The sequence below is a fragment of the Devosia sp. genome (assembly GCF_017307565.1).
Taxonomy (GTDB): Bacteria; Pseudomonadota; Alphaproteobacteria; order Rhizobiales; family Devosiaceae; genus Devosia.
Genome location: NZ_JAFKHD010000323.1, coordinates 1 through 23,675 on the forward strand (window position 1 = coordinate 1; position 23,675 = coordinate 23,675).

At 57.5% G+C, this 23,675-nt stretch carries 25 protein-coding genes; 13 read left to right on the forward strand and 12 right to left on the reverse strand.

Features of this window, described 5'->3' with window-relative positions:
* The 7 genes from J0I64_RS11135 to J0I64_RS11165 all read right to left on the reverse strand — a co-directional run.
* Nucleotides 1-377 (reverse strand): hypothetical protein (locus J0I64_RS11135; RefSeq protein ID WP_291408126.1); only part of this gene is annotated, 377 nt, incomplete at its 3' end.
* Nucleotides 370-627: a type II toxin-antitoxin system Phd/YefM family antitoxin gene (locus J0I64_RS11140; protein ID WP_291408128.1), complete on the reverse strand. Its 258-nt coding sequence runs from the start codon at nt 625-627 to the stop codon at nt 370-372. The genes J0I64_RS11135 and J0I64_RS11140, both read right to left, overlap by 8 nt.
* Before the next feature lie 160 nt (nt 628-787).
* Complete coding sequence (locus J0I64_RS11145) at nt 788-1,795, reverse strand: zincin-like metallopeptidase domain-containing protein (protein ID WP_291408130.1); 1,008 nt, start codon at nt 1,793-1,795, stop codon at nt 788-790.
* 250 nt (nt 1,796-2,045) lie between these two features.
* Nucleotides 2,046-3,314, reverse strand: a complete 1,269-nt coding sequence (locus J0I64_RS11150) for a sensor histidine kinase (protein WP_291408132.1) — start codon at nt 3,312-3,314, stop codon at nt 2,046-2,048.
* Nucleotides 3,311-3,769, reverse strand: a complete 459-nt coding sequence (locus J0I64_RS11155) for a hypothetical protein (protein ID WP_291408134.1) — start codon at nt 3,767-3,769, stop codon at nt 3,311-3,313. Before J0I64_RS11155 ends, J0I64_RS11150 begins: the two co-directional genes overlap by 4 nt.
* A 91-nt stretch (nt 3,770-3,860) precedes the next feature.
* Nucleotides 3,861-4,571, reverse strand: a complete 711-nt coding sequence (locus J0I64_RS11160) for an FkbM family methyltransferase (protein ID WP_291408136.1) — start codon at nt 4,569-4,571, stop codon at nt 3,861-3,863.
* 3 nt (nt 4,572-4,574) lie between these two features.
* Complete coding sequence (locus J0I64_RS11165; protein ID WP_291408138.1) at nt 4,575-5,213, reverse strand: DNA-binding response regulator; 639 nt, start codon at nt 5,211-5,213, stop codon at nt 4,575-4,577.
* Between the two features lie 581 nt (nt 5,214-5,794).
* Between J0I64_RS11165 and J0I64_RS11170 the strand changes: the two genes are divergently transcribed.
* Nucleotides 5,795-6,058, forward strand: coding sequence for a hypothetical protein (locus J0I64_RS11170; protein WP_291408139.1), 264 nt, complete (start codon nt 5,795-5,797; stop codon nt 6,056-6,058).
* A gap of 111 nt (nt 6,059-6,169) precedes the next feature.
* Here the strand turns inward: J0I64_RS11170 and J0I64_RS11175 are convergent, their stop codons facing one another.
* Genes J0I64_RS11175 through J0I64_RS11185 form a run of 3 tightly spaced genes read right to left on the reverse strand, consistent with a single transcriptional unit; the run spans nt 6,170 to nt 7,985 of the window.
* Nucleotides 6,170-6,823: a thermonuclease family protein gene (locus J0I64_RS11175; RefSeq protein WP_366933737.1), complete on the reverse strand. Its 654-nt coding sequence runs from the start codon at nt 6,821-6,823 to the stop codon at nt 6,170-6,172.
* Nucleotides 6,820-7,371 (reverse strand): thermonuclease family protein, encoded by a 552-nt coding sequence (locus J0I64_RS11180; RefSeq protein WP_291408141.1) that lies wholly within the window; start codon nt 7,369-7,371, stop codon nt 6,820-6,822. Before J0I64_RS11180 ends, J0I64_RS11175 begins: the two co-directional genes overlap by 4 nt.
* Nucleotides 7,368-7,985, reverse strand: coding sequence for a hypothetical protein (locus tag J0I64_RS11185; RefSeq protein WP_291408143.1), 618 nt, complete (start codon nt 7,983-7,985; stop codon nt 7,368-7,370). Before J0I64_RS11185 ends, J0I64_RS11180 begins: the two co-directional genes overlap by 4 nt.
* Before the next feature lie 146 nt (nt 7,986-8,131).
* Between J0I64_RS11185 and J0I64_RS11190 the strand changes: the two genes are divergently transcribed.
* The 12 genes from J0I64_RS11190 (at nt 8,132) to J0I64_RS11245 (ending at nt 21,046) form a co-directional block, all read left to right on the forward strand.
* Complete coding sequence (locus J0I64_RS11190; protein ID WP_291408145.1) at nt 8,132-9,013, forward strand: lytic transglycosylase domain-containing protein; 882 nt, start codon at nt 8,132-8,134, stop codon at nt 9,011-9,013.
* A 19-nt stretch (nt 9,014-9,032) separates the two neighbouring features.
* Nucleotides 9,033-9,377, forward strand: a complete 345-nt coding sequence (locus tag J0I64_RS11195; RefSeq protein WP_291408147.1) for a TrbC/VirB2 family protein — start codon at nt 9,033-9,035, stop codon at nt 9,375-9,377.
* The gene (locus tag J0I64_RS11200) at nt 9,374-9,673 is read left to right on the forward strand and encodes a VirB3 family type IV secretion system protein (protein WP_291408172.1); all 300 of its coding nucleotides are present in this window, start codon (nt 9,374-9,376) and stop codon (nt 9,671-9,673) included. Before J0I64_RS11195 ends, J0I64_RS11200 begins: the two co-directional genes overlap by 4 nt.
* Before the next feature lie 3 nt (nt 9,674-9,676).
* The gene (locus tag J0I64_RS11205) at nt 9,677-12,079 is read left to right on the forward strand and encodes a VirB4 family type IV secretion/conjugal transfer ATPase (protein WP_291408149.1); all 2,403 of its coding nucleotides are present in this window, start codon (nt 9,677-9,679) and stop codon (nt 12,077-12,079) included.
* On the forward strand, nt 12,079-13,173 hold the full coding sequence (locus J0I64_RS11210; RefSeq protein ID WP_291408151.1) for a lytic transglycosylase domain-containing protein: 1,095 nt from the start codon (nt 12,079-12,081) through the stop codon (nt 13,171-13,173). The genes J0I64_RS11205 and J0I64_RS11210 overlap by 1 nt, the downstream gene beginning before the upstream one ends.
* Nucleotides 13,174-13,175: 2 nt before the next feature.
* Nucleotides 13,176-13,898, forward strand: a complete 723-nt coding sequence (locus J0I64_RS11215) for a type IV secretion system protein (protein WP_291408153.1) — start codon at nt 13,176-13,178, stop codon at nt 13,896-13,898.
* A gap of 208 nt (nt 13,899-14,106) precedes the next feature.
* Nucleotides 14,107-15,129: a type IV secretion system protein gene (locus J0I64_RS11220; protein ID WP_291408155.1), complete on the forward strand. Its 1,023-nt coding sequence runs from the start codon at nt 14,107-14,109 to the stop codon at nt 15,127-15,129.
* An 18-nt stretch (nt 15,130-15,147) separates the two neighbouring features.
* Nucleotides 15,148-15,837: a virB8 family protein gene (locus J0I64_RS11225; protein WP_291408157.1), complete on the forward strand. Its 690-nt coding sequence runs from the start codon at nt 15,148-15,150 to the stop codon at nt 15,835-15,837.
* Nucleotides 15,838-15,839: 2 nt separating this feature from the next.
* The gene (locus tag J0I64_RS11230) at nt 15,840-16,643 is read left to right on the forward strand and encodes a TrbG/VirB9 family P-type conjugative transfer protein (protein WP_291408158.1); all 804 of its coding nucleotides are present in this window, start codon (nt 15,840-15,842) and stop codon (nt 16,641-16,643) included.
* Entirely contained in the window at nt 16,643-17,902 is a 1,260-nt protein-coding gene (gene virB10, locus J0I64_RS11235) for a type IV secretion system protein VirB10 (protein ID WP_291408160.1), read from the forward strand. The genes J0I64_RS11230 and virB10 overlap by 1 nt, the downstream gene beginning before the upstream one ends.
* Nucleotides 17,902-18,927 (forward strand): P-type DNA transfer ATPase VirB11, encoded by a 1,026-nt coding sequence (gene virB11 / locus J0I64_RS11240; protein WP_291408162.1) that lies wholly within the window; start codon nt 17,902-17,904, stop codon nt 18,925-18,927. Before virB10 ends, virB11 begins: the two co-directional genes overlap by 1 nt.
* Nucleotides 18,911-21,046, forward strand: a complete 2,136-nt coding sequence (locus J0I64_RS11245; protein WP_291408164.1) for a type IV secretory system conjugative DNA transfer family protein — start codon at nt 18,911-18,913, stop codon at nt 21,044-21,046. The genes virB11 and J0I64_RS11245 overlap by 17 nt, the downstream gene beginning before the upstream one ends.
* Before the next feature lie 29 nt (nt 21,047-21,075).
* Here J0I64_RS11245 and J0I64_RS11250 read toward each other — a convergent pair whose 3' ends face one another.
* Both J0I64_RS11250 and J0I64_RS11255 read right to left on the reverse strand, forming a co-directional pair.
* On the reverse strand, nt 21,076-21,303 hold the full coding sequence (locus J0I64_RS11250) for a hypothetical protein (RefSeq protein ID WP_291408166.1): 228 nt from the start codon (nt 21,301-21,303) through the stop codon (nt 21,076-21,078).
* A gap of 16 nt (nt 21,304-21,319) precedes the next feature.
* Entirely contained in the window at nt 21,320-23,491 is a 2,172-nt protein-coding gene (locus J0I64_RS11255) for a hypothetical protein (RefSeq protein WP_291408168.1), read from the reverse strand.
* Nucleotides 23,492-23,675 lie beyond the last annotated feature (184 nt).

Sequence of the window (23,675 nt, forward strand, 5' to 3'; positions counted from 1 at the left end):
CCTTCGCCCATGGCGATGGCCACCTGCGCGAGAAACCCCTTGCTGAAAGTGCCCAGGACTTCGGGACTGGGATCGTAATAGTAGGACTTCTCGGCAATATCGAAATTGTATTCCGAGACGGTAATCCAGGCGTCTTTCCACGCGCTCAAACCCGCCCGGCGCCGCTCGAGCTCGGGGATGGCCAGCGTGGTTTGGTCGGAGCGGGGCGGGGTGCTCGAAATGGCCAGCAGGATCAGGGCGGTTTGGTCGCCATGCGGCAATGACAGTGTCAAACACACGGGACGCTCTTTGCGCCCTTCGGTCTCGTGATTGTCGCGCTGCCATTTCCAGAGATAGGCATAACGTATGATCGACCCATTGGGCGGGATATCAGCCATTGGGTTCGGTGCCTTCGGCAATGATCTTGTCCAAGGCGACATCGATCTGCGCGGCCAGGTCGGGCGGCGTCTCCCCTGCGCCATAGACCCGGCGTGGATCGCCTTCTTGCTTCATGGCGGCAAAGTCATCGTAGGTCATCAGGACATAACGGGGCTTGCGGTGCTGGGTGATAGCAACCGGCTGTCGGTCCGCGGCCATGGTGACGGTTTTCAAATCGCGCAGCAGATCGACCGTGGAAAAATTCTTCATGGCACCACTCCTTCGTATTAAACGAAATATACGCTTCATTTGGTTATTCGCAAGAACTGCGTTGCGCACGGCCATACCAAAATTGTGTGCCCGATCAGTTTTAACCCGACGAACTAATAGATGTCGGCCAGACCCTGCCTGGCCCGGCCGACGGGATGCCTTATGCCGCTTGGCCGGACCTTTCGGGGTGTGCCTCGGTGGCTGGCTCGACATAATCGGGCTGCAGGCGATGCAGGAACGTAGCAGCCCGTTCAGCGTGGACTGCCGCGCGGAAAATTGCCCGCTTGTCTTCCTTCAACACCGCCAGCCAAGAGGCAAGATAATTGGCATGATCGGCGCGCGGCTCAATGAAGACGGCAAGGTCTGCGCCTAGAAAAACCGCGCCCAACTCGGCCACCAATTCTTCACGGGCATAATCCTTGGTGCCGAAGGAATTTTTAATGTCGCGATCCAGGCGGCTGGTATGCGCCGTCCAATGCACAGCCTCGTGGGCCAGGGTCGCCGCGTAGGCTTCGGCGCTCTCAAAGGTTTCATAGAGCGGCATCTGAATAAAGTCTGCGGCAGGCTGATAAAAAGCCCGGTCGCCGCCGTGGCGTAAATCCGCGCCGATATTGGCGAAAAAAGTGTCCGCAGCTTCGATGCGCTGCATCTGATCAAGCGGCGTGTTTGGCTCTACCGCAACGGGATGGAGGCGTTCAGGCAGGCCGTCTACCTGATCGGCATTGAAGACGGAATAGGCTTTGAGAAACGAGATGCGGCTTTCTTCGTCCTCGCCTTTTTCGTTCTGCTCGGTGCGCTCGATGGCCCCGGCATAGACAACGGTCGCCGCCTTCTCCCCTTTGCGGACCTGAGCGCCCAACTCCAGCGCCTGACGGTAGGTCATCCAAAAGCTCGACCGATAGCCACAGGTTTGCGCTTGCATCCAGAGCAACAGTGTATTGATGCCCCGATAGGCAAGGCCATTTGCGCGCAGTGGACGGGTGAGGGGGGCTGTATTGATAGCCCAAGGACGATGCCAAGGACGGGTTCCGGCCTCCAACTGCTCGATGATCTTAGCTGTGACGCGCTCGTAAACGTCAGCGCGGGGAGCCTCGCAGGTCTTGATAGCCTTACTTGTCTTGCTGTTTCCGGTGCCACGATTGGCGGTTTTGGTTGTGCGGGTGGTCATCGTTGCTCTCCTTGATCTGACCCGAAGGGGCAGAGGCCGCGCCTCTGCCTCCGAGGTGTCCGCGACCGGACCGGAGAGAGGGGGGCAAGAGCGGAGGCGGGGAGGGGGATCACCCACCCGAAGGGGCGGCGAAGATCCGCGCATGCGGATCCTCAGCGCTCCTACAACGGAGGCCAACGGCCGGAAGTGAAGGATGGGGAAACCCCGCTGCAGCTCTTGCGGGGGAGAGAGCGCCGGGCGGTCTTTCCCCCTAACTAGGAGAAAACCGAGCTGCTCTAGGAAGCGGAATGCGAACTCTTATGGTAGTGCCAATGCCGGGTTTGCTGACGATCGTCAGCTTGCCGCCTAAGGACGTGGCCATTTGAACGCAACTGGTCAAACCTAGGCCGGTGTGCTCGCCCGCCTTGGTGGAAAAGAAAGGCATTGTGGCCTTTTCGACGATTTCAGGGGTCATTCCAACCCCGTTATCGGTGACCTGGAGCAGCAGCAGGGGGGACTGAAATGGGAAGGTCGGGCGTTTGATCGTAGCTTTGACCGCTACCTTGGGAACTTGTACTTGTTCGATAGCGGCAAGCGCGTTTTGAACGAGCTCATCCAGCACTACGCTAACGGCGCTTGCGGGTACATGCCAGTGAACGGCATCTGCGTTTGCCACGATGTCCACGGCATCGTTTTGGGCTAAGCCCCCCATCAGCTCTCCCAGGACCTCTGTGCGTTGCTCGCTTTTAGAGTGGGCGATCTGGTGCAGGTCGTCATTTATTCCTTCAAGCTCAAGTGCGGCGCTTCTGGCGGCAATCACCATTGCCTTGTTTGGGGGTCTTTCGGCGCTGACGTTGTCTAAGAACATCCGCAAGGCCGTCACGCGCGATCTCGTCATATGGACGAACAGCGAAGCGAAAGCACGAATCTGCTTGTCCTGCCAAAACAGGTATGAGTAGCGTCGATAAATAGTGACGTAGATGAGTGCGAGCGGCCCCAATGCGAGCCATAGATATATCCAGTTTCGTGCAATATCCTGTCTGATCTGCTCAGAAACCATCATCTGCGTTGCGTGATTGCGCGGCGACGTTGCCATGTTTTTGGTTATTTCACGCACTTGCTCAGACAGTGCTTCAGACGTGGCGCCTCCCGACAGAATAGTGGGCATAATGGCGGTCTCATAGGAATGCTGGCTCTGTTCTAGGAGCGCAATTTGATCCTCATCAATCAAAGTCGGCAGATATGACAACGACAGAATCTGCGCGATGTTCGTCTGTGCAAGCATGGTCTGCCGCATCGCGTCGGGATGGGGTTCGTTCCCGGTTGCCGCAGACAATTCTATGTATCCGGTGAGCCGAATGAGGGCTTCGCGGGCCTGACCTGCTCGCCACTGAAATTCAGATTTTTCGGTCAGGAACTGACTGGTCTGAATTCTAAAACTATCGCTCTGCACAAACGCCCAGACAGTGCCGGCGAGGAAGATTAGCAGTCCAATGTAGGGGAGCGCGGGAAAGAAGTGCTTGGGAATGACCCTTTTCATGGAAGGGGCTGAACGGAAATCGGGAAAAAGACCCAGATGGCATTGCGCGACGGATGGTAGTAGTCGGGCAGGCTATCATACGGCCAGACCATGAACATCGGGCCCTTTTCGACCATTGAGATGGGACGGAACTCTTGCTGCGGCGCACACACGGCGATTTGGCGATCTTCTTCAGTGCAGTTCCGTTCGACCGCGATAATCGGATGATAGCTCCCAATCTCGTCCATGGTGATGTCGGAATAAAAGTCGTCGTAAGCGGTCACGCGCACAGACGCGCCGTTGGCCTGTCCGGTCTCGGACAGCACGTCAGCAAGCAATGGGCCACGGTAGGTAACGGTTTCGCCCTCCGCTGTCCAAGGCGTGCGCGTGTTGTAGGTTTGCTGGTTGAAAACTGTCTTCAACTGCTCCGTGCTGAAAGTTTCGACGGCCTCGCCTTGAACGTCCTTGATGGTCATGATGTTGGGGTCCAACACGTAGACGGCCGATACAGCCAGCGCAGGGCAAGCCAGTGGCGCAACTAGGAACGAAAGTGCGAAAAGTACGGATTTATTTGAAATTTTCATTGCTGGCTTCTGACTGATATTCGCGAGGGCCGTCGTTTTGTGCAAATAGCACGCATGACCCAAAGGAGGCTCGGGGGTCGTAAGCGAAGCCCCGAAGGGTCAGCGCTTGAGTGATGCGGCGAATGCCTTCCAATCCGTATAGGTGATCGTGCAGCTCAATGAAAATACGCTGAATCCCGGGCAGTTCGGCGCCAACAAGCAAGTCCCTTTCTGCACCCTCAATATCCATGAAGAGAACATTTATGGCGTGAGCCGTAATAAATTCGTCGATGTTGGATGAGGACAGAGTGATGGTCTGTTCATAAGGCCCCTGGCCTTGATCAATCGAGGACATCCAGAGGTCTTTGCGGATGTAGAAGATGTGTTCACTAGCGGGCCCGGAAGTGAGTAAGCCTTGGGTCAAGCTCACATTATTGACGCCATTGGCCTCCAGCACCCGATGCCCTAGGGCAACCGTGGCCGGATTTGCTTCGACGGCCCAGACCTTGACGCCCTCAATGCGGGAAATCAGCGTTGTGATGACGGAAAGGCCGCTGCCAAGTTCTAGAACACGGTCGTTTGGCTTCACAACAGCGGCGACCCTTTTAGCCTCTTTTGCCTCGTAGGAACCGCTTTCGAGCGCTTGCCATATCACCGGGGAAATGTCGCTGTTTTTAACGGGAACTTTTACACCGTGAACGTTCAAAATATGCATGCTTTAGATCCCAACAGGCAATTTGTGGTCAGACTTCATTATTTTTGCACGGGCCTTTTTGAAGTATTTTTCGGCTGAATCGCGATCGATTCCGAGCTTGCCCGCTACCTGCTCATAAATCTGGATGCGCGACATTCCTGGCTCCCGCCGAGCCATCAGGTTGATGATTTCTTGTTCACGGGGGGTCAGCGCAGAGTGACAATAATCGGGAACGGTCATCGTCACTCTGGACAAGCGGATGGAGAATCCGCTCGTTGAGATGTCATCGAGCACATCACAGAGCATGCCTGGTTCCAGCCCGGTTTTGCCGAGATAGGCGACTGCGCCCAATCCACGGAACTGGTCAGCTTCGGCCGTGCTGTCAGAGCCAGTTATGACCGCGTGCAGAGCCGTTGGTGATGCCTCAATAATCCTGCTGACTACCGAGAGCCTGTCATCCTGCGACGTTGGGTCAAAACCCGGTAGTCCGGGATCGATAATCACGAGATCAAAATTTTCATTGGCTAGTTCATAAAGAGCAATTTCGAGCGTCTGCGCACCTAGCACCGCTGCGTTCTCGAAAGCCGTGCTTATCTGGTCCATCAGCGCGAGGCGCATAAGGGTTTGATCTTCTACCACCAGTGCGCGGTATGTGCGTTCCACGGCATCATTCCATTTGTTCAAGGGTCAATGTGACGTCTGACATGGAAATGCAGACCCAAATAGGGACAGCCCTATCCCTTTTTTTTGGAAGCGCACCCGGTAGCGTGCCGACAGATCGCAGATAGAGCATTTCGCAGAACCAACCGTTCCGTCCGTCTAAAGCGTCAGGTACCCCAGATTCCAGCCCACAAAACTAAAAGGTCCACTAGGCCGTCGGGGGCTCCGTTAGGCGGTAATCTTGCCGGGTCAAAGCGCGGCCGAACGTGTTCAATTCCATACCGTTCGAAGTCGGTCTGCAGTGGACTGACCGGAAACGTTTTGGCTCTCGCGTCGGCGCGCAGCCATTATCACTCACAGTGTCCGCCTCAGCGATGATCAGGGAGCCGTCGGTTTTCAAGCTGTCGTCGCCATTTCGCCGAGCATTGAATAGGGGCGTCATGCCGCAAAGAATACGGTCGTTTGTTTATCAAGATGAGGAAACGCCTAGGGCTCTGCCTTCGGCTCTCGTTTGCACACACGATGCTCGCCACGGGGCAGGGGAGCCGGCGCCAACTCCCTTTGAACAGAGTGAAGCGAAAGGTATGAGCTACGATCAGACCGAAGCTGCGATAGACGCCCACATGAAAGCGTACGGGCTATTCACGAGGGCGCAACGCGGCGGGGCGGTTGAGAATCTTCGGGAATTCAGTGCGCGCGAGTTTGAGCTGCGCTGCGCTCTTTTGGAGGGGCGCGGCAATGGCACGGAAACCGAAATCAAGCGGCTGACTTACATCGTAGGATTTATGATTGTCAGCCGGGTCAGCGGGGGTGAACGCCTTGCCGGGGAGACGGTTGGCGCTCATTGAGGGGGCAACCTTGAAACTCTTTTTTGCCGTTGGGTTTCAGCCGTGCGGCGACAAATGCGACGCCTGCAACAATGGTGGCGACGAACATGTTTGGTTCAAAATCGGCATGTCTCACTTGCCAGTGACCTTAGGAAGGTTGCGGCTCTCGAACATCGGCGGTGTCACGTCACGGTGACGATCAGCGAGAAGATTGTAGTCAGCAATCGGCTGGCGTGTGGGGGTTTGGTCCTCAGCGCGCCGACGCCACTCGTCCATGTCGAGTACAAAGGTGCCCCAAATCCCATACCGCTTGGCAACGGCTTCGGACTGAACCGAGAAATACTCAGTGCGGAGCGGCCTTGGCGTGTCGATCACGGCCAGACCGACCCGAAGCATTTCAAGCGCGACGTCTCTGCCCCTTACAGTGCAATTGGCCAGGACTTGGCCCGACTGGGTGTAACCTGTACCAAGGCATTCGACCGATTGCGCTCCCACTGTCCGCGTGAGCCAAGCTTTGGCTTTTGCGCCGCACGGAACGGGGGATGACCCGGACGATGATTGCACGACCGCCCATTGCGGAAGCTCGCAAGTGTCAATGTTCATGAGCTGAACGGTCCGGCCATGCTCGGGGAACATTAGGGTTCGACCGTCAACAACACTCACGCGGCCGGAGAAGCCGGGAGGTGGGAGCCGGGCGTCGGATGCGATATTCCGCTGGCTTGAGGCGCAGCCGGTCAACGCGACTGACAGGCCAATAGCGGCAAGAATGGCAGCGCGAGCGATCATTGCTGGGAGCTTCCTGCAGGTTTATTGGCCTCGATGGCAAGAGCAATGGCTGGATGCTGCACATCGGAAAACTGCCAAAGGCCGCGTTTTTCTTCGCGGGCGGTTTGCTCTGCGACGGCGTAGTTAGCGCTGTAGGGCAATCCATCCTTGTCGAGCGCAGCGAAGGCAAAACCGCTTGAAATGAGTAAGGTGCCAAGATCCAGTTGCTGGCCGCCAACGCTGGAATAACACATGACATAGGTCAGCTCGCCCAGGACGACCACTGGAGCGCAAACCGGCCTGGTGTCCTTGATATAGGCGGCGAACATGGACAGCGAAGCATCGCCACAATCGGCAAGCTGGCCAGCGCCGTTCGTATATGTGGTGGAGCGTAGGCAGGATTGAACGCCGTAAAGGCGGTAGCTCTTAGCGCCGTCGCTCCAGGACTCGCCCGTCATAAGGGTCACGCCCGGCGACAGGTCAAAATAACCGGGAGGCGCTGCGTTGCCCGCCGTGCAGGCAAACCCGACAGCGATCACAACGAGCACAGTTAGAGGAAACCGGCTCATTGTTCTTGCACGCGTGGGTCAGCCCACATGCCATAGCCTTCCTTACCGATGGCAGCGCTTTCCTCCAGATCGGGACGCAGCAGATTTCCTGCTCGGTCTTTTTCGAGCCTCAAGAAACCGGTCGACAAGAGTTGTTGCTCCAAGTTGTAAACACTGTCCATTGCGCCGGGAAAGTAGACGTACACATAGCAGCTAGCATCTTGCTCAGCCGCATTCTGCTCGGACACAAATGCACGACAATAGATGACCTTGGGGTTTTCCAGCTCTGTACTCAGACCGCTCAGGGCCCAGTCTGCGCAACTCCCCGTATAGCCCTCCGTCTGGTTGACCATGTCACCGTTACACGCCTCAAGCCCATAGAGCTTGACCACCGTGTTGGCGTTGACGCGAAATTGAGTGCCAGAGATCGCGTTAAAGCCGCCGGCTGACGCGTACCCTTTGCGCTCAACGACAGCACCGGTTGCGTCTGAATATTCCATTACCAGTACGGTTTTGCCCGGAGCGGCCAGTGAGCGGACATAGCTCTGGTCTACGGGCTCTATCGCGTGCGCCCACCCAATCGTTCCCGCAAGCATGAGTACGGACAGACCAACGGCGTTCCCCTTATGCGTCATGTTAGGTGTATCCCTATTTAGATATCTCTAAGACAATTTAGGGGTTTCGATTTCGGAACTATCGGGGTACTAGAAATCGTCACCAGAGCTCAATAAGCAGATTTTAGCCGCTTTGTAACCCCCCGGACAACCACTCGGAACCAGTCATGCGACACAGTGCGCCCCCTTTAAAATTCTGCGGAGCAGTTGTCGCTTTAGCTGCCATCGCACCCTATTCGTCGACTCATGGGCAGCCACTAGCCATTGATATCAATTCGTTTTTTCCGCCAAAATCGACAGAGTTGAATTCTGCATCCGCCCCCACAGTATCGGGTCAACCAGCAGTGGATGATTTCGTGTTTGGCGCTGACGGGGTGGCTTCAAGCGTCGATCAGTCACCCGTTCTGGAAAATTTCACGAACCAAATTGAGTATGACGAGCCTATTAGAAGGTCACCTGAGCTTTTGGATGATCTTCCTGATCGAGGTAGTTCTAACGTTGCTGAGTGCGCTCCATCGCCGTTTTCAGTCGATCAGATCCAGCAGATGGTGACCGAGGCGGCGGAACGGCACAGTGTCGATATTTCGCTCGCCGTAGCGATTGCTTACGCGGAAAGCCGATTTGACCGGGAGCGCAACTCGCCTGCAGGCGCGCGCGGTCCCATGCAGCTGATGCCGGGCACAGCAGACCGCTTCGGCGTGACGGATCCCTGCGATGCTGCAACCAATATCGACGGTGGCGTGCGCTATCTGGCTTGGCTGACCGGGAAATTCGGCAATCCCCTGCTCGTGGCTGCCGCCTACAATGCCGGCGAAGGCAAGGTCGTGGAATATGGCGGAGTGCCGCCGATATTCGAGACGGTCAACTATCTTGCGACCGTCGTGAATTACCAGATGGGCATCGAGATCGAGCCTAGTGGCAAAGCGACACCAGCAGTTGCGCCCGGCAGCCCGGCTACGGACCCGGCCCCTCTCTCGTCGGCGCCCATTGGCGGCATCATCCAAGCAACCAAGCCCGGCGAATTTGTCGCTGGGGTGATGGAATTTTAGCGCAGCGAAAGGACTATCCATGCTCAGAAACTGGCCAACCAAGACCCTCCGCAAATATGGCCTGGCCGTCCCGGTGACGGTCGCGGTGCAGATGGTCTTGCCATCCCATGCCTATGCACAGGGTCAGGGGGGTAGTGGTGGCGCGTTCGGTCCTCTGGAAGCAGCCGTCCAAATGATCGTGGATTTTGTGACCGGTCCTTTTGGCCGGTCGCTGGCGATCATTGCCGTCATCTCTCTTGGTTTCATGGCCTTTGCTGGCCGGCTGTCGTGGTTCACGGCAGGCGCCGTTGTGATCGGCATTGGCTTGGTGTTCGGCGCGCCGGCCATGGTCGATGCGCTGATCGGCACTGTTGGCGGCAACTGATGGACGCACAAGATGTCGATCCAGACATCACCCCTTTGGTGATCGGGCTGACCCGGTCGCCAACTCTTTGGGGCGTGCCCTACATGGCGATCGTTCTGGTGGTCGGGCTGGGCATTATCGCGTGGCTGGCGACCAACTCGCTTTGGTCGCTGCTCGTCGTGCCTGTCGCCTATCTGGTCCTTTTCAGCCTTTGCGCGCGCGACGCCCGCATCCTGGACGTCTTGCAAGTCACTTCACGCCGTACTCCCCGCACCCGGAACAAGGGGTTTTGGGGCACAAATTCATATGGACCATAGACCATGCTGAATGCGCTGCGCGATGAAATGGGTTTTGGAAGCTCTTTGAAGGGCGAAGCCCTGATGAGCCGCCATATCCCCTATACGCGACACGTAGCGGATAGCGTTATGCGATTGCAGAATGGCGCGCTGATGAGCGTTATCAAGCTCAACGGTCTGTTTTTCCAGACTGAAGATCAGGCCGAAATCAACCTTCGGTCGGCGGTGCAAAACACGTTGATCCGCGCCCTTGGATCAAGCCGGTTCTCAGTCTGGTCCACCGTGGTGCGTCGGGAGCTCAAACCATCGCTCCCGAGCGACTTTGACGATCCGTTCTGCCGGGAGCTGGACGAGCGCTATCAGGCCCGACTGGCCCAAAAGCGCATGTTCACCAACGATATTTTTCTGACCATCGTACGCTCAGATTTGAAAGGCGCGCTTGGGCTCAGCGATCAGGTCAAGCGCCTCTGGGACCGCTCGAACGGCAATGCCGTAACGACCCAGCAGTTGCGCGAGTCTGCTTCCGATCTGGAGGAACATGTCGTCAACATCGCGGGCGGTCTTGCCAAATATGGTGCGCGGGTCCTAGGCATCGTGCGTCGGGACGGCGCCCCTTACTCGGAGCCGTGCGAATTCCTCGAACTGATCCTGTCCGGTGGCGTGTCGCGGCAAATGCGACTGCCCCGCATGGCGATCAATAGCTATGTCGGGTCGGCGCGGCTGCACTTCGGCAAGCGCGCAATGCAGGTCCAAGCGGCGGCCGAGGCCGATGATCGGTTTGGCGCCATGCTCTCAATCAAGGAATACCCGCCCTTTAGCGGGCCTGGGATGCTGGATGGTCTATTGCAGCTTCCCCACGAATTCATCCTGACCCAGTCGTTTTCAATCTCAGACAAGCCGATTGCTCAGGAACGCATCACGCGCCTCAAGCGCCAGATCGCGGCATCCGACGAGGCCGGCAGCGCCGTCGAGGAGAATATCGACCGGGCGCTTAACCAGCTTGCCAATCAAGAGGCGGTCTTTGGCGTCCATCATCTGAGCCTTTTGGCAATCGGCCGCTCGAATGAAAAACTGGGCAAGGTCGTGTCGGACCTGGGCGCAAGCCTGACCGACATGAACATCAATTGGGTGCGTGAAGACCTAAATCTTGAAGCGGCGTTTTGGGCGCAATTGCCGGGAAACCACGGCTATATCGCGCGTGGGGCGATGCTTTCGAGCTCCAATTTTACCGGCCTGTCCTCGATGCATAATTTTGCGCAGGGACGGGAAGAGGCTCCGCACTGGAATCTCCCGATTTCGATCCTCGAAACCACATCGCAAACGCCTTATTGGTTCAACTTCCACCAACGCGACATCGGCCATTTTCTTGTCACCGGACCAACCGGCTCAGGCAAGACAGTAGCAATGACCTTCCTCTTGGCGCAGAGCTTCCGCGTGTCGCCACGGCCCCGCGCCGTGTTCTTTGATAAGGATCGCGGCGCGGAAATTTTCATCCGTGCCATGGGCGGCTCCTATGAAGTGCTGACGCCCGGGACGCCGACGGGTTTCAACCCGTTCCAGCTGCCCGACAATGCCGAAAACCGAGATTTCTTGAACCGGCTGGTCAAGGTGATGGTAGGCGGTGAGTTGAGCCTGTCGCAGTCGGACAATGATCTGATCGAGCAGGGCATTAGCCAGACCATGAGCCAAGGGCTGGAACGTCGCAATCTGGCGACGCTGGCCGCTTTGATGGCGGGGCGAACCCGAGCCGATAGCAATGATCTGGCCGCACGGCTGCGCCCCTGGTTTGATGGCGACAAGGCTTGGCTGTTCAATGCCCCAACCGACGCTCTAAGCCTGGGTGGCACCCGATGCTTTGGCTTCGATATGACCAATATCCTGAGCAATACCGAAGTTCGGACCCCGGCGTTGATGTATATCTATCATCGCCTGGACGAGTTGCTGAACGGCGAGCCGGTCATGTTCTTCATGGACGAAGGCTGGCAGCTTCTGTCCGATCCGACCTTTAGCCACTTCATCATGGATAAGATGAAAACGATCCGTAAGCTCAACGGCATCGTGGGTTTTGGCACGCAGTCGGCTGCCGACATCGCCAAATCGTCCGTGTCCCACACCTTGATCGAGCAGTCGTCGACCAACATCCATTTCCCCAATCCGCGGGCGGACGAGGAAAGCTACATCAAGCGCTTTGGCCTTACGGCCAAGGAATTTGGCTTCATCAAAACCACGGCGCCGGAGTCGCGCACGTTTCTGATCAAGCATGGCAATGACTCGGTGATCGCCAAGCTCGATCTCTCCACCATGCCGGAAATGGTCAAGGTTCTCTCTGGCAGACGCGAGACAATTGCCGAGTGCGAAGTGCTGCGCAGGGAACATGGCAACGACCCTGCGGACTGGCTCGAGCTGTTCATGAAGGGGAGTAACTGATGAAGCGAACCCTTGTTGTGATGGCGATCTGTGCGGCTGCAATGATGGCTGCGGTCCCGGTAGTGGCGCAAGTGCCTGTGAGTGATGAGGCGATCGAGGGCGAACGATCAGAACGGGATAGCACCACGACCGAAATTGGTACGACGGACAGCAGTCGCGCGGTCGTTTCGAGCAACATAACCTGCTCCATGTATCGCCCCTCCACGCGAGACGATCCGAACGATGCAATGGCCCGCAACCCAGAAATTGCGGGCCTGGTTCGCCGGGTAGCGCGCGAGGAAGGTATCGATGAAGAGATCTTCATGGCCTTGGTCTACCAGGAAAGCCGGCTGAACCCCTGCATTGGCTCCTCGGCCGGCGCCTACGGATTGGCTCAGCTTATGCCGGGAACGGCAGAGGATTTGGGTGTCAATCGCCATAACATCGAGCAGAACTTACGCGGCGGCGCACGCTATTTTCGCCGTCAGCTCAACGCCCACGGTGGCAATGTATCCCTCGCCCTGGCTGCCTATAATGCCGGCCCAGGCAACGTTTCCAAATACGGCGGTATCCCGCCGTTCAAGGAAACCCAGGACTATGTTCGCAACATCACGACCCGCTGGATTCCTGCTCTGGGCGGCTCCGACATGTCGAGCATTCCACTCAATTACGGCGGCGGATCTTCGGGTTACACCAATATGCGCGATGCGACGCTGAACGCCATGGGAGCAAGCCAAGGCGCATCGGCCAACCTCGGCAATGTCACGTCTTGGCTGACCCAGCTTGGCCAGCAACAGCCGGGTACCATGATTGAATCGTTCGATCACAATTCGACTTCGCGTAATGCCAACCTCGAATTGTTCAACCAGGCGATTGGCATGGCAGCGGTCTTTGCTGAACTGCTCAACAGCAAGAACGCGATGCAGCTCACCGATCAGTCGAGCACGGCACAGTCTCTCAATCCGACGCCCAAGCCTATCGAACCCGACCCAACCGAGCCGGTCGAAAATGTCTGCGAGGAACCCGGCACGGCCTGGGATGACGACACCAAGTCCTGCGTGGCCGAGCTTGAACCCGCCGGGCGCGTAACCCTGCAACTGACCCCGGAGTTATAGCTATGACGATCAAGGATATCGGCGTTATCAGCATCGCGGCAATGATGGGGCTCTCCCTGCCCGCAGTGGCTCAAGTGCCAGTGATTGATCGCGAAAACCTCAGCATTGCGCGTGACACTGCCAGCACGACAAACGAAATCCTCGATACCAATAAGGAAATCCTGACGACTGTGGAAGACACGCTAAAGGCGGTTATCGGCGACCGTTCAAACGTCCAGCAGCCTATGCAAGACCTCGCCGTTGGCAGCGGCTTCTCTGTCGGCTCGATGCCCGACTTTTCGAGCATTATGTCGGGCGGAGTTCCCAATTTTGGATCGGGCAATGACGACATTGCCAAATTTGCCAGCCTCTTCATTAACGGCATGAAGCTGGTCAAGTCGCTCTCGGGAGAGGAAAATTCCGACTTTGCCGGGGACAAATCCTACGAGCAACTGATGAACACCGTTATGGGCGTTTCAGCGCTTGTGAAGGGCGCCCAAGAGGGCGTCACGACGCGCCGGGATTCCTTTGAGCAGGCCAGCCAACAGATCGGCAAAGCCGAGGACATCAAAGGTTCCATCGACCAAAACACTCAGTTGCAGGTGCAAGCGGGCCTCACCATCAACGAGTTGATCGGCGTGATGAACGGGGCCGTATCGTCGCTGCAGGCGGACAACGTTCGCACGCTGACCGACATTTCCAACACCACCAAAGGACTTGAGTATGACCGCGGCAGCGAAAACTAAGATGCTTGCGAAAGGTGTCATGCTCGCTGTTGTGGCTGGGCTGTTGGCGGGGTGCGCAACGACGCCCCCGCCCGCAAAGTCCGCGCCATGCAAGCGCCCCGCCAACCTGTCGGCATATGCAGCGATCGAGCCGCAGGACTGCGGGCCGATGTCACCAGTCAACTCGGCTGAAGCCGCGGCTGCAATTCTGGCTCTCTAGGGGCGTCGAATGGATTTTCTGAGCCAACTGCTGCAGCGCATCGACGATACGGGCACGAATTTTAGCGAGACAGCCTTTGGTGTCCTGGGCAGCGAAGTTGTGCCCCTGCTGACGATCGCGTTCTATCTCTACGTTGGCTATTACGGCTTGCAGATCATGATGGGCACGGCTTCCGCCAGCTTTGCCAACATTGTCGGCCGGGTTTGCCGAATGCTGGTGATCCTGCTGCTTGTAAGCAATTGGGGCAACTTCAACACCCTCTTTTATGAATGGATGACAACCGTCCCTGAAAATGCGGGACGCGCCGTCCTAACCGTCTCGGGCACGGGCGTAAGCGAACCGACAAGCGGACTTTCCGACATTTGGCACAGTGCCAACGAGGTCGCCGGCGCCTATTCCGCGCAAACCTCCATTTGGGCGATTTTACCCGGCGTGATGGCCGCAATCATCTGGATTGCTGCGGGCATATTTATAGCAATTGCCCTGGCGCTGCTCATCCTCTCCAAACTCGCCATGTGGGTATTGCTGGGCACTGCGCCGATCTTCGTCGCCTGTTTTTTGTTTCCGGAGACCCGAAAATATGGCGCCGGCTGGCTCGATCAGGTGATCCTATATGCCATCATGCCTCTGTTCATCTACACCGTCGCGGCCTTCATGATTGCCGCCGCAACCCCCGAACTTGGGAAGATGAAAGCGGCCATGGAGGCCAACAGCCTTCAAATGTCGGACTTTGCCTCTTTCATTCTCATCGTCATCGCCGGGTCTTTCGTGCTGCTGAACGTTCAGGCCATTGCCTCGTCGATAGCCGGCGGAGCCGCGATGAACATGGGTCATGCGACCGGTGGCCTCCTGAAAGGCACGGCAATAAGAGGCAAGGCTGCGGGCACTTCGGCGGGCAAGCTTGGATATAGGGCGGGCGCCGCGGGGGTGAATGCCAACGTCGCTGCACTCGACAGGATGTCCAGCTCGATGCCAGCGGCTCGGCACATGGCCCAATCCATCAAACAGAACAGCACACCCCGCATCGGGTGATAAATCAGGGTTTTGCCAATGCCTAAAGCCGATTCAGGGCTCGTGACCTACTATCAGGACGGCCAACGCTGGGAAGAAGACATTTCGCGCCGCGATCGGCGTTCGCGCGCCGTCGCTTGGCTTATCGCAATGATCCTCGGTCTCGTCGCGGTGTGCAGCCTCTTGGTGTTGGCGATGTTGATGCCTCTCAAGACCTTTGAGCCCTACTTCGTGGAAGTCGATAAAACGACTGGCTACATGGAAGTCACTTCGGGGCTGACCCGCACCACGACATTGACAGAACAGCAGGCCGTTACCCAGGCCAATGTCGTGCGCTATATCCGTGCCCGGGAAAAATACGATCCATATGCCGTGTCGGAGAATTTCGGTCTGGCGCAATTGCTATCGACCGGTCGCGCCTCAGACGATTTGACCCGGCTTTACAGCAATACCAATCCAACCAATCCGACCAAGGTATACGGCACCAATCGGACTGTGGCCGTCGAAATCAAATCGGTGACCTTCCCCAATACCTCAACGGCATTGGTCCGGTTTTCGACCACCGAAACTGGCCCGGCCCAGCTGACGGTCAAACACTACATCTCAGTTGTCCGCTTCCGCTACACCGATACCCCCCTTCGCATGGAATGGCGCTTCGATAATCCGCTGGGATTCCAAGTCTATGAGTACCAGCGCGACCAAGAAACCGTGACGGCCGGGAGCCAATAGCAATGAAGCGTATCATCCTCATCCTGAGCGCCCTGGTCGGCCTGCTGACACAGGGATTTGCGGCGCAGACCCCGCAATCAGGCCGTCTAGACCAGCGCGTCACGCATGTGACCTACCAGGCCAACAATGTGGTCAAGGTCCGCGCTGCATATGGCATTTCGACCATGATTATTTTCGACGAGTCTGAGAAATTCCAGACCTTGTCGCTGGGCGATACGGAGAGTTGGCAGATCGTTCCCGCCGCTGCAGGCAACATTCTGTTCGTGAAGCCGATTGCGCGCGATGTGCCCACCAACCTGAACATCGTCACCGATAAGCGCATCTACTTTCTAGAGCTGGTCGACCAGGCGCCGGGCAATGGCGACGTATTCGGAATCCAGTTCAACTATCCCGAAAACGCCCTGAACGATGCGCTTCGGGAGGAAGCCACGATACGCGCGGCCAACCCTGCGATCAGCAACATCGACAAGGCCAATCTCAATATCAATTACTCCTTCTCGGGCCAGAATGCGCTCAAACCCGTCGAAGTTTTTGACGATGGCAAGATGACCTTTTTCCGCTTCGCCGGCCGCATGCCGGCGATCTTCAAGGTCAATCTCGACTTCTCGGAATCGGTGGTGAATTTCCGGCGTGAAGGGGAGTACATCGTGGTCGATGGCACCGCGGCCCAGTTTACCCTGCGCGAAGGGGACCTATGGACCTGCATCTTTAATCTTCGCGTGCCCGATATCGCCGCACCCGATCCCTACATCAATGCGCCCGTTCTCGACACCAAAGCGACGACGCGCAGTGGGAGCAATAACTGATGGAACGCGCGCCTGAACTGCAAGCTCTCCAGGGCAGCGGCGAAAGCGTCGTTGCTGACCGGAGCGTCAAAGGCAAGCAGCTCCTGGGCTTCGGCCTGCTGGGTCTGGTGGGGATTGGCGCTCTCTATCTCAACTTCACGGCGGGTAACACCGCACCGCGCGACATGCTCCAATCGGAAGAAGCCTTCAATACCGAGACATTCTCCCCACCTGGGTTCGTACGAGATTCAGAAGAAGCTGTTCTTGAGCCGGAAGTCGAACCTAATATCGTTGTCATACCGCCGCCCCCTCCACCGGCTGAGGCTGTCGAGCCTGAGCCAGATGTAGCCGAATTTACCGTACCCCCGCCCCCTCCCATGGTTCCGCCGCCACCAATGGTTGAGCCTACGCTGATCGTGCAGGAGCCGGAACCAGTGGTCGAAGAGGAATTTCCCGAGCGCTACCTGTCCGGCCTTGTCGTGATGGACGTTTCGGCGCCCGATAAGGCCCTGTCGGAACCTGCAGCCTTCGATGGCAATGCCAGGCCGCCTGCGATTGTATCGGGCACAGATTCAGCAAGCCAATATCTCGCAAGCTCGATTTCTCAAGAGGATCGTAGCGCTAGCGCACGCTCCCTTGAGCGGATTGACGCCCTTGTGCCCGAAGGCACGATGATTTCGGGCCTGCTCGAGACTGCCATCAATAGCGACCTGCCGGGGCAAATCCGGGCTGTGGTCAATGAAGACGTCTATTCGTTCGATGGCCGCCGCATTCTGATCCCGATCGGCTCTCGCCTGATTGGGGAATACCAGTCTGAAGTCACCCGCGGCCAAAGTCGGGTATTCGTGGTCTGGTCCCGTCTGATCCGCTCCGATGGAGTGTCCGTACGGCTTAATTCTATGGGCTCCGACAGCCTGGGCCGCTCGGGCATGACCGGGTTTGTCGATACCAAGTTCAAGGAGCGATTCACTTCGGCATTGATGCTGTCGGTTCTGGGCGGCGGCATCAACTACCTGACCGATTCCAGCGGCGAGCCTGAATTTGCAGACGGCGCAGATGACGAGCGTAGCGCCAGGCAAAAGGCGGCAGATGGCGTCGCTCAAACCATGGCAGATTTCATTTCGAGCGAAATCGAGGCCAATGCAAACCTCAAGCCGACGATCAGCATAGATCAAGGCGAGCGGGTTTTCGTCTATGTGCGCCAGGATCTCTCGTTTGCGGCGATGTACGAGGACCCCATAACGGAGGCAATGCGCCAAATCGTTAGTGAGCGGAGATAATGTCCTCAGCCACATCGATGTTGCCAACCCTGCTCTATGTTGTCGAACAGGCATTGGAGCCCCTTCGAAGCCTGCTCGACGACCCGGCCGTCGTTGAAATTTCCGTCAACAAGCCAGGTCAGGTTTTCGTCGAGCGCATAGGTCAAGCCCATATGGAGTTTCACTCCATTCCGGCGATGACGGCAGAGGCGATCAGCCAGATAGCGCAGCGGGTCGCTGCCTATACCAACCAGTTCGTCAACAGTGAAAGGCCTTTGTTGAGCGCCGCCCTGCCAACCGGGGAGCGCATTCAAGTCGTCTTGCCGCCGGCCGCCCCCGATGGCGGAACGCTCTCGATCCGAAAGCAAGTGACCCAACATTTTACCCTGGAGGAATACCGGGACAATGGCTCGCTCGACAAGGTTGTCGTTTCGCTTGGCGGGCTCTCACAGCTTGATCACGACTTAATCGGCCATCTTCAGGCGCAGCGGATTTATGAGTTTCTTGATACCGCCATCCGCAATCGCGTCTCCATCCTGATCAGTGGCGGTACGTCGACCGGGAAAACGACATTTCTCAATGCGTGCCTCAAAAGTGTCGATCCCAACGAGCGGATTTTGACGCTCGAGGATACGCGCGAGTTGTTCCCAACCCAAAAAAATATCGTTCACTTGATCGCCTCAAAGGGCGATCAGGGAACCGCCAATGTCACGATTCAAAGCCTGCTCGAATCTTCCCTGCGTATGCGCCCAGACCGGCTTTTCGTCGGCGAAATTCGTGGTGCAGAGGCCTTTACCTTCTTGCGCGCCATCAACACCGGGCACCCCGGCTCGATGTCGACAGTCCACGCGGATACCCCTCAGGGCGCCTATGAGCAGCTGGTGATGATGATCATGCAGGGCGGCATGGCAGGCTCCTTCAGTAAGGCAGATTTGCTGTCATACCTGCACATGGTTATCCCAGTCGTGATCCAGCTTCGGCGCGACGGCGGCAAGCGTGGCGTTTCGGAAATCTTCTTCGCGCGGCAGCATGACCATGCTGTTTAGGGTCTTCCTCGGGCTGTTTTGTCTCGTCATCGCATTTGCCGCCTGGTTGCTGGCCTATGGCGCAATCATGTGGGGCGTCTACGATGATCCCAATATTCTCATGCTGACACTGGCTGAGCGGCCATTGATCGCCGCTGAACAATTCTACGCTTTCCACACCAACACCGCTTTGCAAGGTGTTGCTGGAATGGCGACCGTCCCTGCCGTGTTCGTCGCCGGCATCGTCGGCGTCGTCGGCTTGCGCAAGCCTAAGAACCCATTGGGCGATGCATCGTTCCAGACCGTGCCAGACCTGCGGATGGGCAAATGGTTTGGCAAGAAAGGCCATGTGTTCGGCGTCGTCGCTGGCAAGTACCTTCGTCGTGATGACGATCGGCACCATTTGGTGATCGGCCCTACCCGCTCTGGCAAAGGCGCCGGCTATGTGATCCCGAACGCGCTTCAACATCAGGGATCGATGATCGTCACCGATCTAAAGGGTGAAGTGTATTCCACAACGGCCGGCTATCGCCGGATGCAAGGCAACCAGGTCTTCCTGTTCTCTCCTGGTGCCGCCGAAACGCATCGCTACAACCCACTCGATTTTGTGCGACAGGACCGGGGAACGCGCACCACCGACATTCAGAATATCGCCTCGATCCTCATTCCTGAGCAATCCGATTCCAACAACGCGGTTTGGCAAGGGCTGGCGCAACAGGTTATCGGTGGGATTATCAGCTATCTGCTGGAAAGCCCGCTTTACGAGAGCCGGCGCAATTTTGGCGAGGTCAATTCCCTGCTCAATTGCGGCGTGAACCTGCAGGAGCTGCTGCGGGCGATAATCGCGGCAGAGCCTTATTTATCGCGCTTCACCATCGAGAGCTTCAATGCGTACCTCGCCCTCTCCGATCGCGCGGCCGCGTCGGCGCTGATCGACATCCAGAAGGCAATGAAGCCGTTCATGAACGAACGCATTGTGGCCGCTACCTCGGTGACCGACATAAACTTGGCTGGGCTTCAACAAAGGCCGGTGAGCATCTACCTGGCTCCTTCAATCACCGACATTTCCCTGCTCAAGCCCCTCCTGACGCTGTTCATCCAGCAGACGATGGATCTGTTGACGCGGGAACTGCGGCCCAACCCGATCCCGATGCTGTTTCTGCTCGATGAATTTCGCCAGCTCCGTCGCGTCGACGAAGTGATGAACAAGCTGCCATATGTGGCTGGCTATAAGATCAAGATGGCCTTCGTCATCCAGGATTTGAAAAACTTGGATGAAATCTATGGTGAGACAGCCCGGCATTCTTTGCTGGGCAATTGCGGCTATCAGCTCGTCCTCGGCGCCAACGACCAGGCGACGGCCGACTATGTTTCAAGGGCGCTTGGAAAGCAGACAATCCGCTACCAAACAGAATCCCGCCAGATTGAGATTATGGGCCTCAACCGGCGGACGCGCATCGAGCAGATGCGTGATCGCGATCTGATGATGCCCCAAGAGGTCCGCCAATTACCAGAAACAGATATGGTGCTGCTCGTGGAAGGCCAAAAACCCGTCCGCGCCAAGAAGGTCCGCTTTTTTAAGATGGAGCCTTTCCAGACAGCGGCCGCTTATGGGGAAGCGCATCGACCGGAAGTCCCCCACGTCGAAATTAGCGAGCGGCTTCCTGTCCCGGCCCTAGCTGAAGGGTATGGCAAGAGCCAAGTTGAGCCCGAACCTATAGTTTCCCCGCCGTCAACTGCACCAGCGGAACAGCCTGCTCAATCTGCGCCGACCGAAGCGCCAGATGTTGCTGTCCTTCCCGCCGTAGAACCGGCTGCAGAGAGCAATCTGGCCGATATCATTGCGACTGAGACAACCCTGAAGACAGTCAAACGATCGCCCCGCCCAAAAACGCCTGCCGCCAAAATTGTCCCATCGCGACAGGTAAAGGTGCGGGCGGTTAAGAAAATTCGTGACGTGACCGATGAAGGCCTTGAAAGCAAGCTCGCGACTGTCGAGGTCGTAAAAGCCAAGGTTAAGGCAACTGGCGACGTGGCCGTCACCAAAGTCGGAAAACCTCGTCGCCGCCCAGTTGAGGATCTGTTTCGGCTATCACTTGAGGAAGCAACCACTACTGAAGGGGTCAGCGTAACCTCTTAAAAAAGGAGCCAGTTGGCTCCTTTCCGTTGCTACACGCCGTAGATCGCGTCTCGAACTATCGGGCCGTAGTGCGCCCAAATCAGGATGAGTGAGACCACTCCAATTGTGATCAACCAGAATACGCCGCGTCGGTCAGTCGCGCCTGGATGGTCCCTAAAAAATTCTTCGTCGGCTTTTTGGCTTTGACGTGCATCTGCAGCAACATTGTCAGCCTGCTGCTCATAAGTGTTCCACACATCACGTTGATCCTGGCTCATAGCTCAAGCCTCTGTTTTAGCGTTCAACGTCATCATCGCGATCACGCTCGCGCTGCTGCTCATTCTGGCGCGGAACCTGCTGGCGAGACGGGTCGCTGCTCGTCTGCTCTTTGCGAGCGTCCTGCTCGGTGCGGCCCCTTTCAGGGGTTCGTTTTGCCCCGTCAACGCGCATCTGTTGTTCGTGCAACTGACGGGTCTTGTCGTTGGCCTCGCGGTCGTCGTGATTTTTCCCCGACTGATAGCCTGGTTCTTCAACCTGTCGGTCAGGAGTGGTTGCTGATTGGCCATCCGCACTCGTCTTCGCATTCCCCTCTGGGGCTTGAAGTGGATCGGATTTGCCCTCCCTGCCATCGCTTTCGGCCGGCTCGTCCCCGCGCTCATTTTCCTGATCGAGCTCGCGTAGGGCCTCTGTTTCTTGAACGACTTCAGCCAGATATGTGTTTCCGTCGCGTGCTGCGTTGATGACGGCCGACAGCTCGGCAGAGAAGATGGCGGTTGTCGGGTGATCGTGGCCCTTCGGCTCTCCCGCCTCTATCCAGGCATCCTGCGCGCGATCCATGTTCTTCAACAGCGCAATGCCGGCGTCGACGTTTTCAGCGCCATGCCTTTCGACGGCCTCACGATATTCCTTGCGACCCTCGTCAACATCCACGCCTTGGGCGCGCAGCTCCGCGTGTTCGACCAGCTCGGCCGCGGTTTCGACAACGGCGCGCTTGGCTTCGACAACCTCGCGCACCGACTGAGTGAGCTCATCGAGCGCCTTGCGCTCCTCGGGGTCGGTTATCTCGCGCTCTGCCTTGAAGATTGCGGCCCCAACAGCCTTCTCATATTGCTCAAATTCTGGCTTGGTTCTGATATCCTGCTGTGCGCCGTCGGCCATGCTGGATTCCTCCGAAATGAGTGCCATTAACGATACCATATGCCTGGTAAAGGCGGGAGAGGCTTCGCTGCGTTCATAAAGGTTGATGACCTGCGCCCCCTGGGTCTCAACACCCCGGATTTGTTCGACTTGAGCACGGGCAAACTGTGCAATTTTGTTATCGGTAGATAGCGCTAAAGCGCCCCAGGTGCTGACCGCCTCGGTGCGATATTGCTGGCTCCGCGGACTGCTCGCATAGACACGCGCTCCTTCGCGTTTGGCGATATAGCGTGCATGAGCTGGCCGGCTCGTCCCTTCGTGTTCCGTGCGTCCTTTTCGGCTGACCGGACGGACTTGGTTTTTCGTATATGCCGGCGCACTGGCGATATCGCGCCGATCCGTCATTTCCATCTGAATGCCGTTTTGCCGCGCATGCTCCGCCAGATTTTCTCGCCAATCGCGGAAGGTCGCCGGCCCAATCTTCGGACGCTCGCCATGCTCGTTTTTGGTGGTGATGATCGCATGGGCGTGGACGTGGGGCCGTTTACCGCCAGCGTCAGCCCCTTTGGGATCGGTCGCAGGGTCGTGCATAGCAAAAACATATTTGTGTCCCTGCTCCCCGAAGGTGCGAGCCATAAAGTCCCGGACGGCGCTTTCGAACGCCTCGGGATCGGTCCCCGCCTTGGCAGACATGATGACATGCATCACATCGCGCGGCGCCCGACTATGCAGCTCTTTGCGCCACTCGCGCTGCACCAAGTCACCAGCCTGCTTCTGATCCGCTATGGCCCGCCCACGATCGGTAGTAATCCGGCCGTCAAACTGTTCGACCAGATCACGCAGTTTATGGGTGCCGTATTCAACACCGTTGCCGTAGCCGCCGAACCGAAAATTGCTGGGTTGCGCCTGCAGGTCGCGCTTGTTTTGACTAATGGCGCGGGCAATCATTCCCTGGCCCTTTGCATCGGGCGTGCGTCGGACACCGCTGGTACTGCGCAACACCATCAGGCCGGTCATGACCGCCGCACCGTCGCCCTGCCGCTCGATACCGAACGCGAAGCTGTGACGATCCTCGCCGTCTTCAGTCCGCGACGACACAAGGCCATGAAACGTTGACCGGCCGACCTCACGCAACTCCATATCCGATAATCCAGCGAAGTCGCCCTGGAGCTTTAGGGAGAAGCTGGCCATATCCTTGCTATGGGCGCGATTATCCATCAGCGGTTCCCATTCTTCGAGGACCTTGGCCCTGTCCCCGACCTGACTTAACTTTTCACCCCGTTCGTTCTCGACGCGTAAACTTCCTTCGCGCGACACGTAGTCCAGCATGGCCCCTGCCCGCGCGCCGCCAGCATAAGACGCCAACTTCACCACGGCGGACTGACTCCCCTTCGCTATACCCGCATAGCGCACGGCCGTGGGCCTGCTAGGCGCACTCTGCACCATCGGCTTGCTTGGAGATCGCCCGCCGCCGCTGTAGCCACTGCTGACCCCGCCAGCGCTTTTTGGGGCA

Coding starts and splice junctions, on each gene's coding strand:
- J0I64_RS11160 (WP_291408136.1), bottom strand. CDS start 4,571: ATGCATATTTTGAACGTTCACGGTGTAAAAGTTCCCGTTAAAAACAGC.
- J0I64_RS11250 (WP_291408166.1), bottom strand. CDS start 21,303: ATGAGCCAGGATCAACGTGATGTGTGGAACACTTATGAGCAGCAGGCT.
- J0I64_RS11140 (WP_291408128.1), bottom strand. CDS start 627: ATGAAGAATTTTTCCACGGTCGATCTGCTGCGCGATTTGAAAACCGTC.
- J0I64_RS11205 (WP_291408149.1), top strand. CDS start 9,677: ATGCTGAATGCGCTGCGCGATGAAATGGGTTTTGGAAGCTCTTTGAAG.
- J0I64_RS11210 (WP_291408151.1), top strand. CDS start 12,079: ATGAAGCGAACCCTTGTTGTGATGGCGATCTGTGCGGCTGCAATGATG.
- J0I64_RS11145 (WP_291408130.1), bottom strand. CDS start 1,795: ATGACCACCCGCACAACCAAAACCGCCAATCGTGGCACCGGAAACAGC.
- J0I64_RS11225 (WP_291408157.1), top strand. CDS start 15,148: ATGCCTAAAGCCGATTCAGGGCTCGTGACCTACTATCAGGACGGCCAA.
- J0I64_RS11195 (WP_291408147.1), top strand. CDS start 9,033: ATGCTCAGAAACTGGCCAACCAAGACCCTCCGCAAATATGGCCTGGCC.
- J0I64_RS11190 (WP_291408145.1), top strand. CDS start 8,132: ATGCGACACAGTGCGCCCCCTTTAAAATTCTGCGGAGCAGTTGTCGCT.
- J0I64_RS11150 (WP_291408132.1), bottom strand. CDS start 3,314: ATGAAAAGGGTCATTCCCAAGCACTTCTTTCCCGCGCTCCCCTACATT.
- virB11 (WP_291408162.1), top strand. CDS start 17,902: ATGTCCTCAGCCACATCGATGTTGCCAACCCTGCTCTATGTTGTCGAA.
- J0I64_RS11170 (WP_291408139.1), top strand. CDS start 5,795: ATGAGCTACGATCAGACCGAAGCTGCGATAGACGCCCACATGAAAGCG.
- J0I64_RS11245 (WP_291408164.1), top strand. CDS start 18,911: ATGACCATGCTGTTTAGGGTCTTCCTCGGGCTGTTTTGTCTCGTCATC.
- J0I64_RS11220 (WP_291408155.1), top strand. CDS start 14,107: ATGGATTTTCTGAGCCAACTGCTGCAGCGCATCGACGATACGGGCACG.
- J0I64_RS11155 (WP_291408134.1), bottom strand. CDS start 3,769: ATGACCATCAAGGACGTTCAAGGCGAGGCCGTCGAAACTTTCAGCACG.
- virB10 (WP_291408160.1), top strand. CDS start 16,643: ATGGAACGCGCGCCTGAACTGCAAGCTCTCCAGGGCAGCGGCGAAAGC.
- J0I64_RS11185 (WP_291408143.1), bottom strand. CDS start 7,985: ATGACGCATAAGGGGAACGCCGTTGGTCTGTCCGTACTCATGCTTGCG.
- J0I64_RS11230 (WP_291408158.1), top strand. CDS start 15,840: ATGAAGCGTATCATCCTCATCCTGAGCGCCCTGGTCGGCCTGCTGACA.
- J0I64_RS11175 (WP_366933737.1), bottom strand. CDS start 6,823: ATGATCGCTCGCGCTGCCATTCTTGCCGCTATTGGCCTGTCAGTCGCG.
- J0I64_RS11180 (WP_291408141.1), bottom strand. CDS start 7,371: ATGAGCCGGTTTCCTCTAACTGTGCTCGTTGTGATCGCTGTCGGGTTT.
- J0I64_RS11255 (WP_291408168.1), bottom strand. CDS start 23,491: ATGCTGGACTACGTGTCGCGCGAAGGAAGTTTACGCGTCGAGAACGAA.
- J0I64_RS11215 (WP_291408153.1), top strand. CDS start 13,176: ATGACGATCAAGGATATCGGCGTTATCAGCATCGCGGCAATGATGGGG.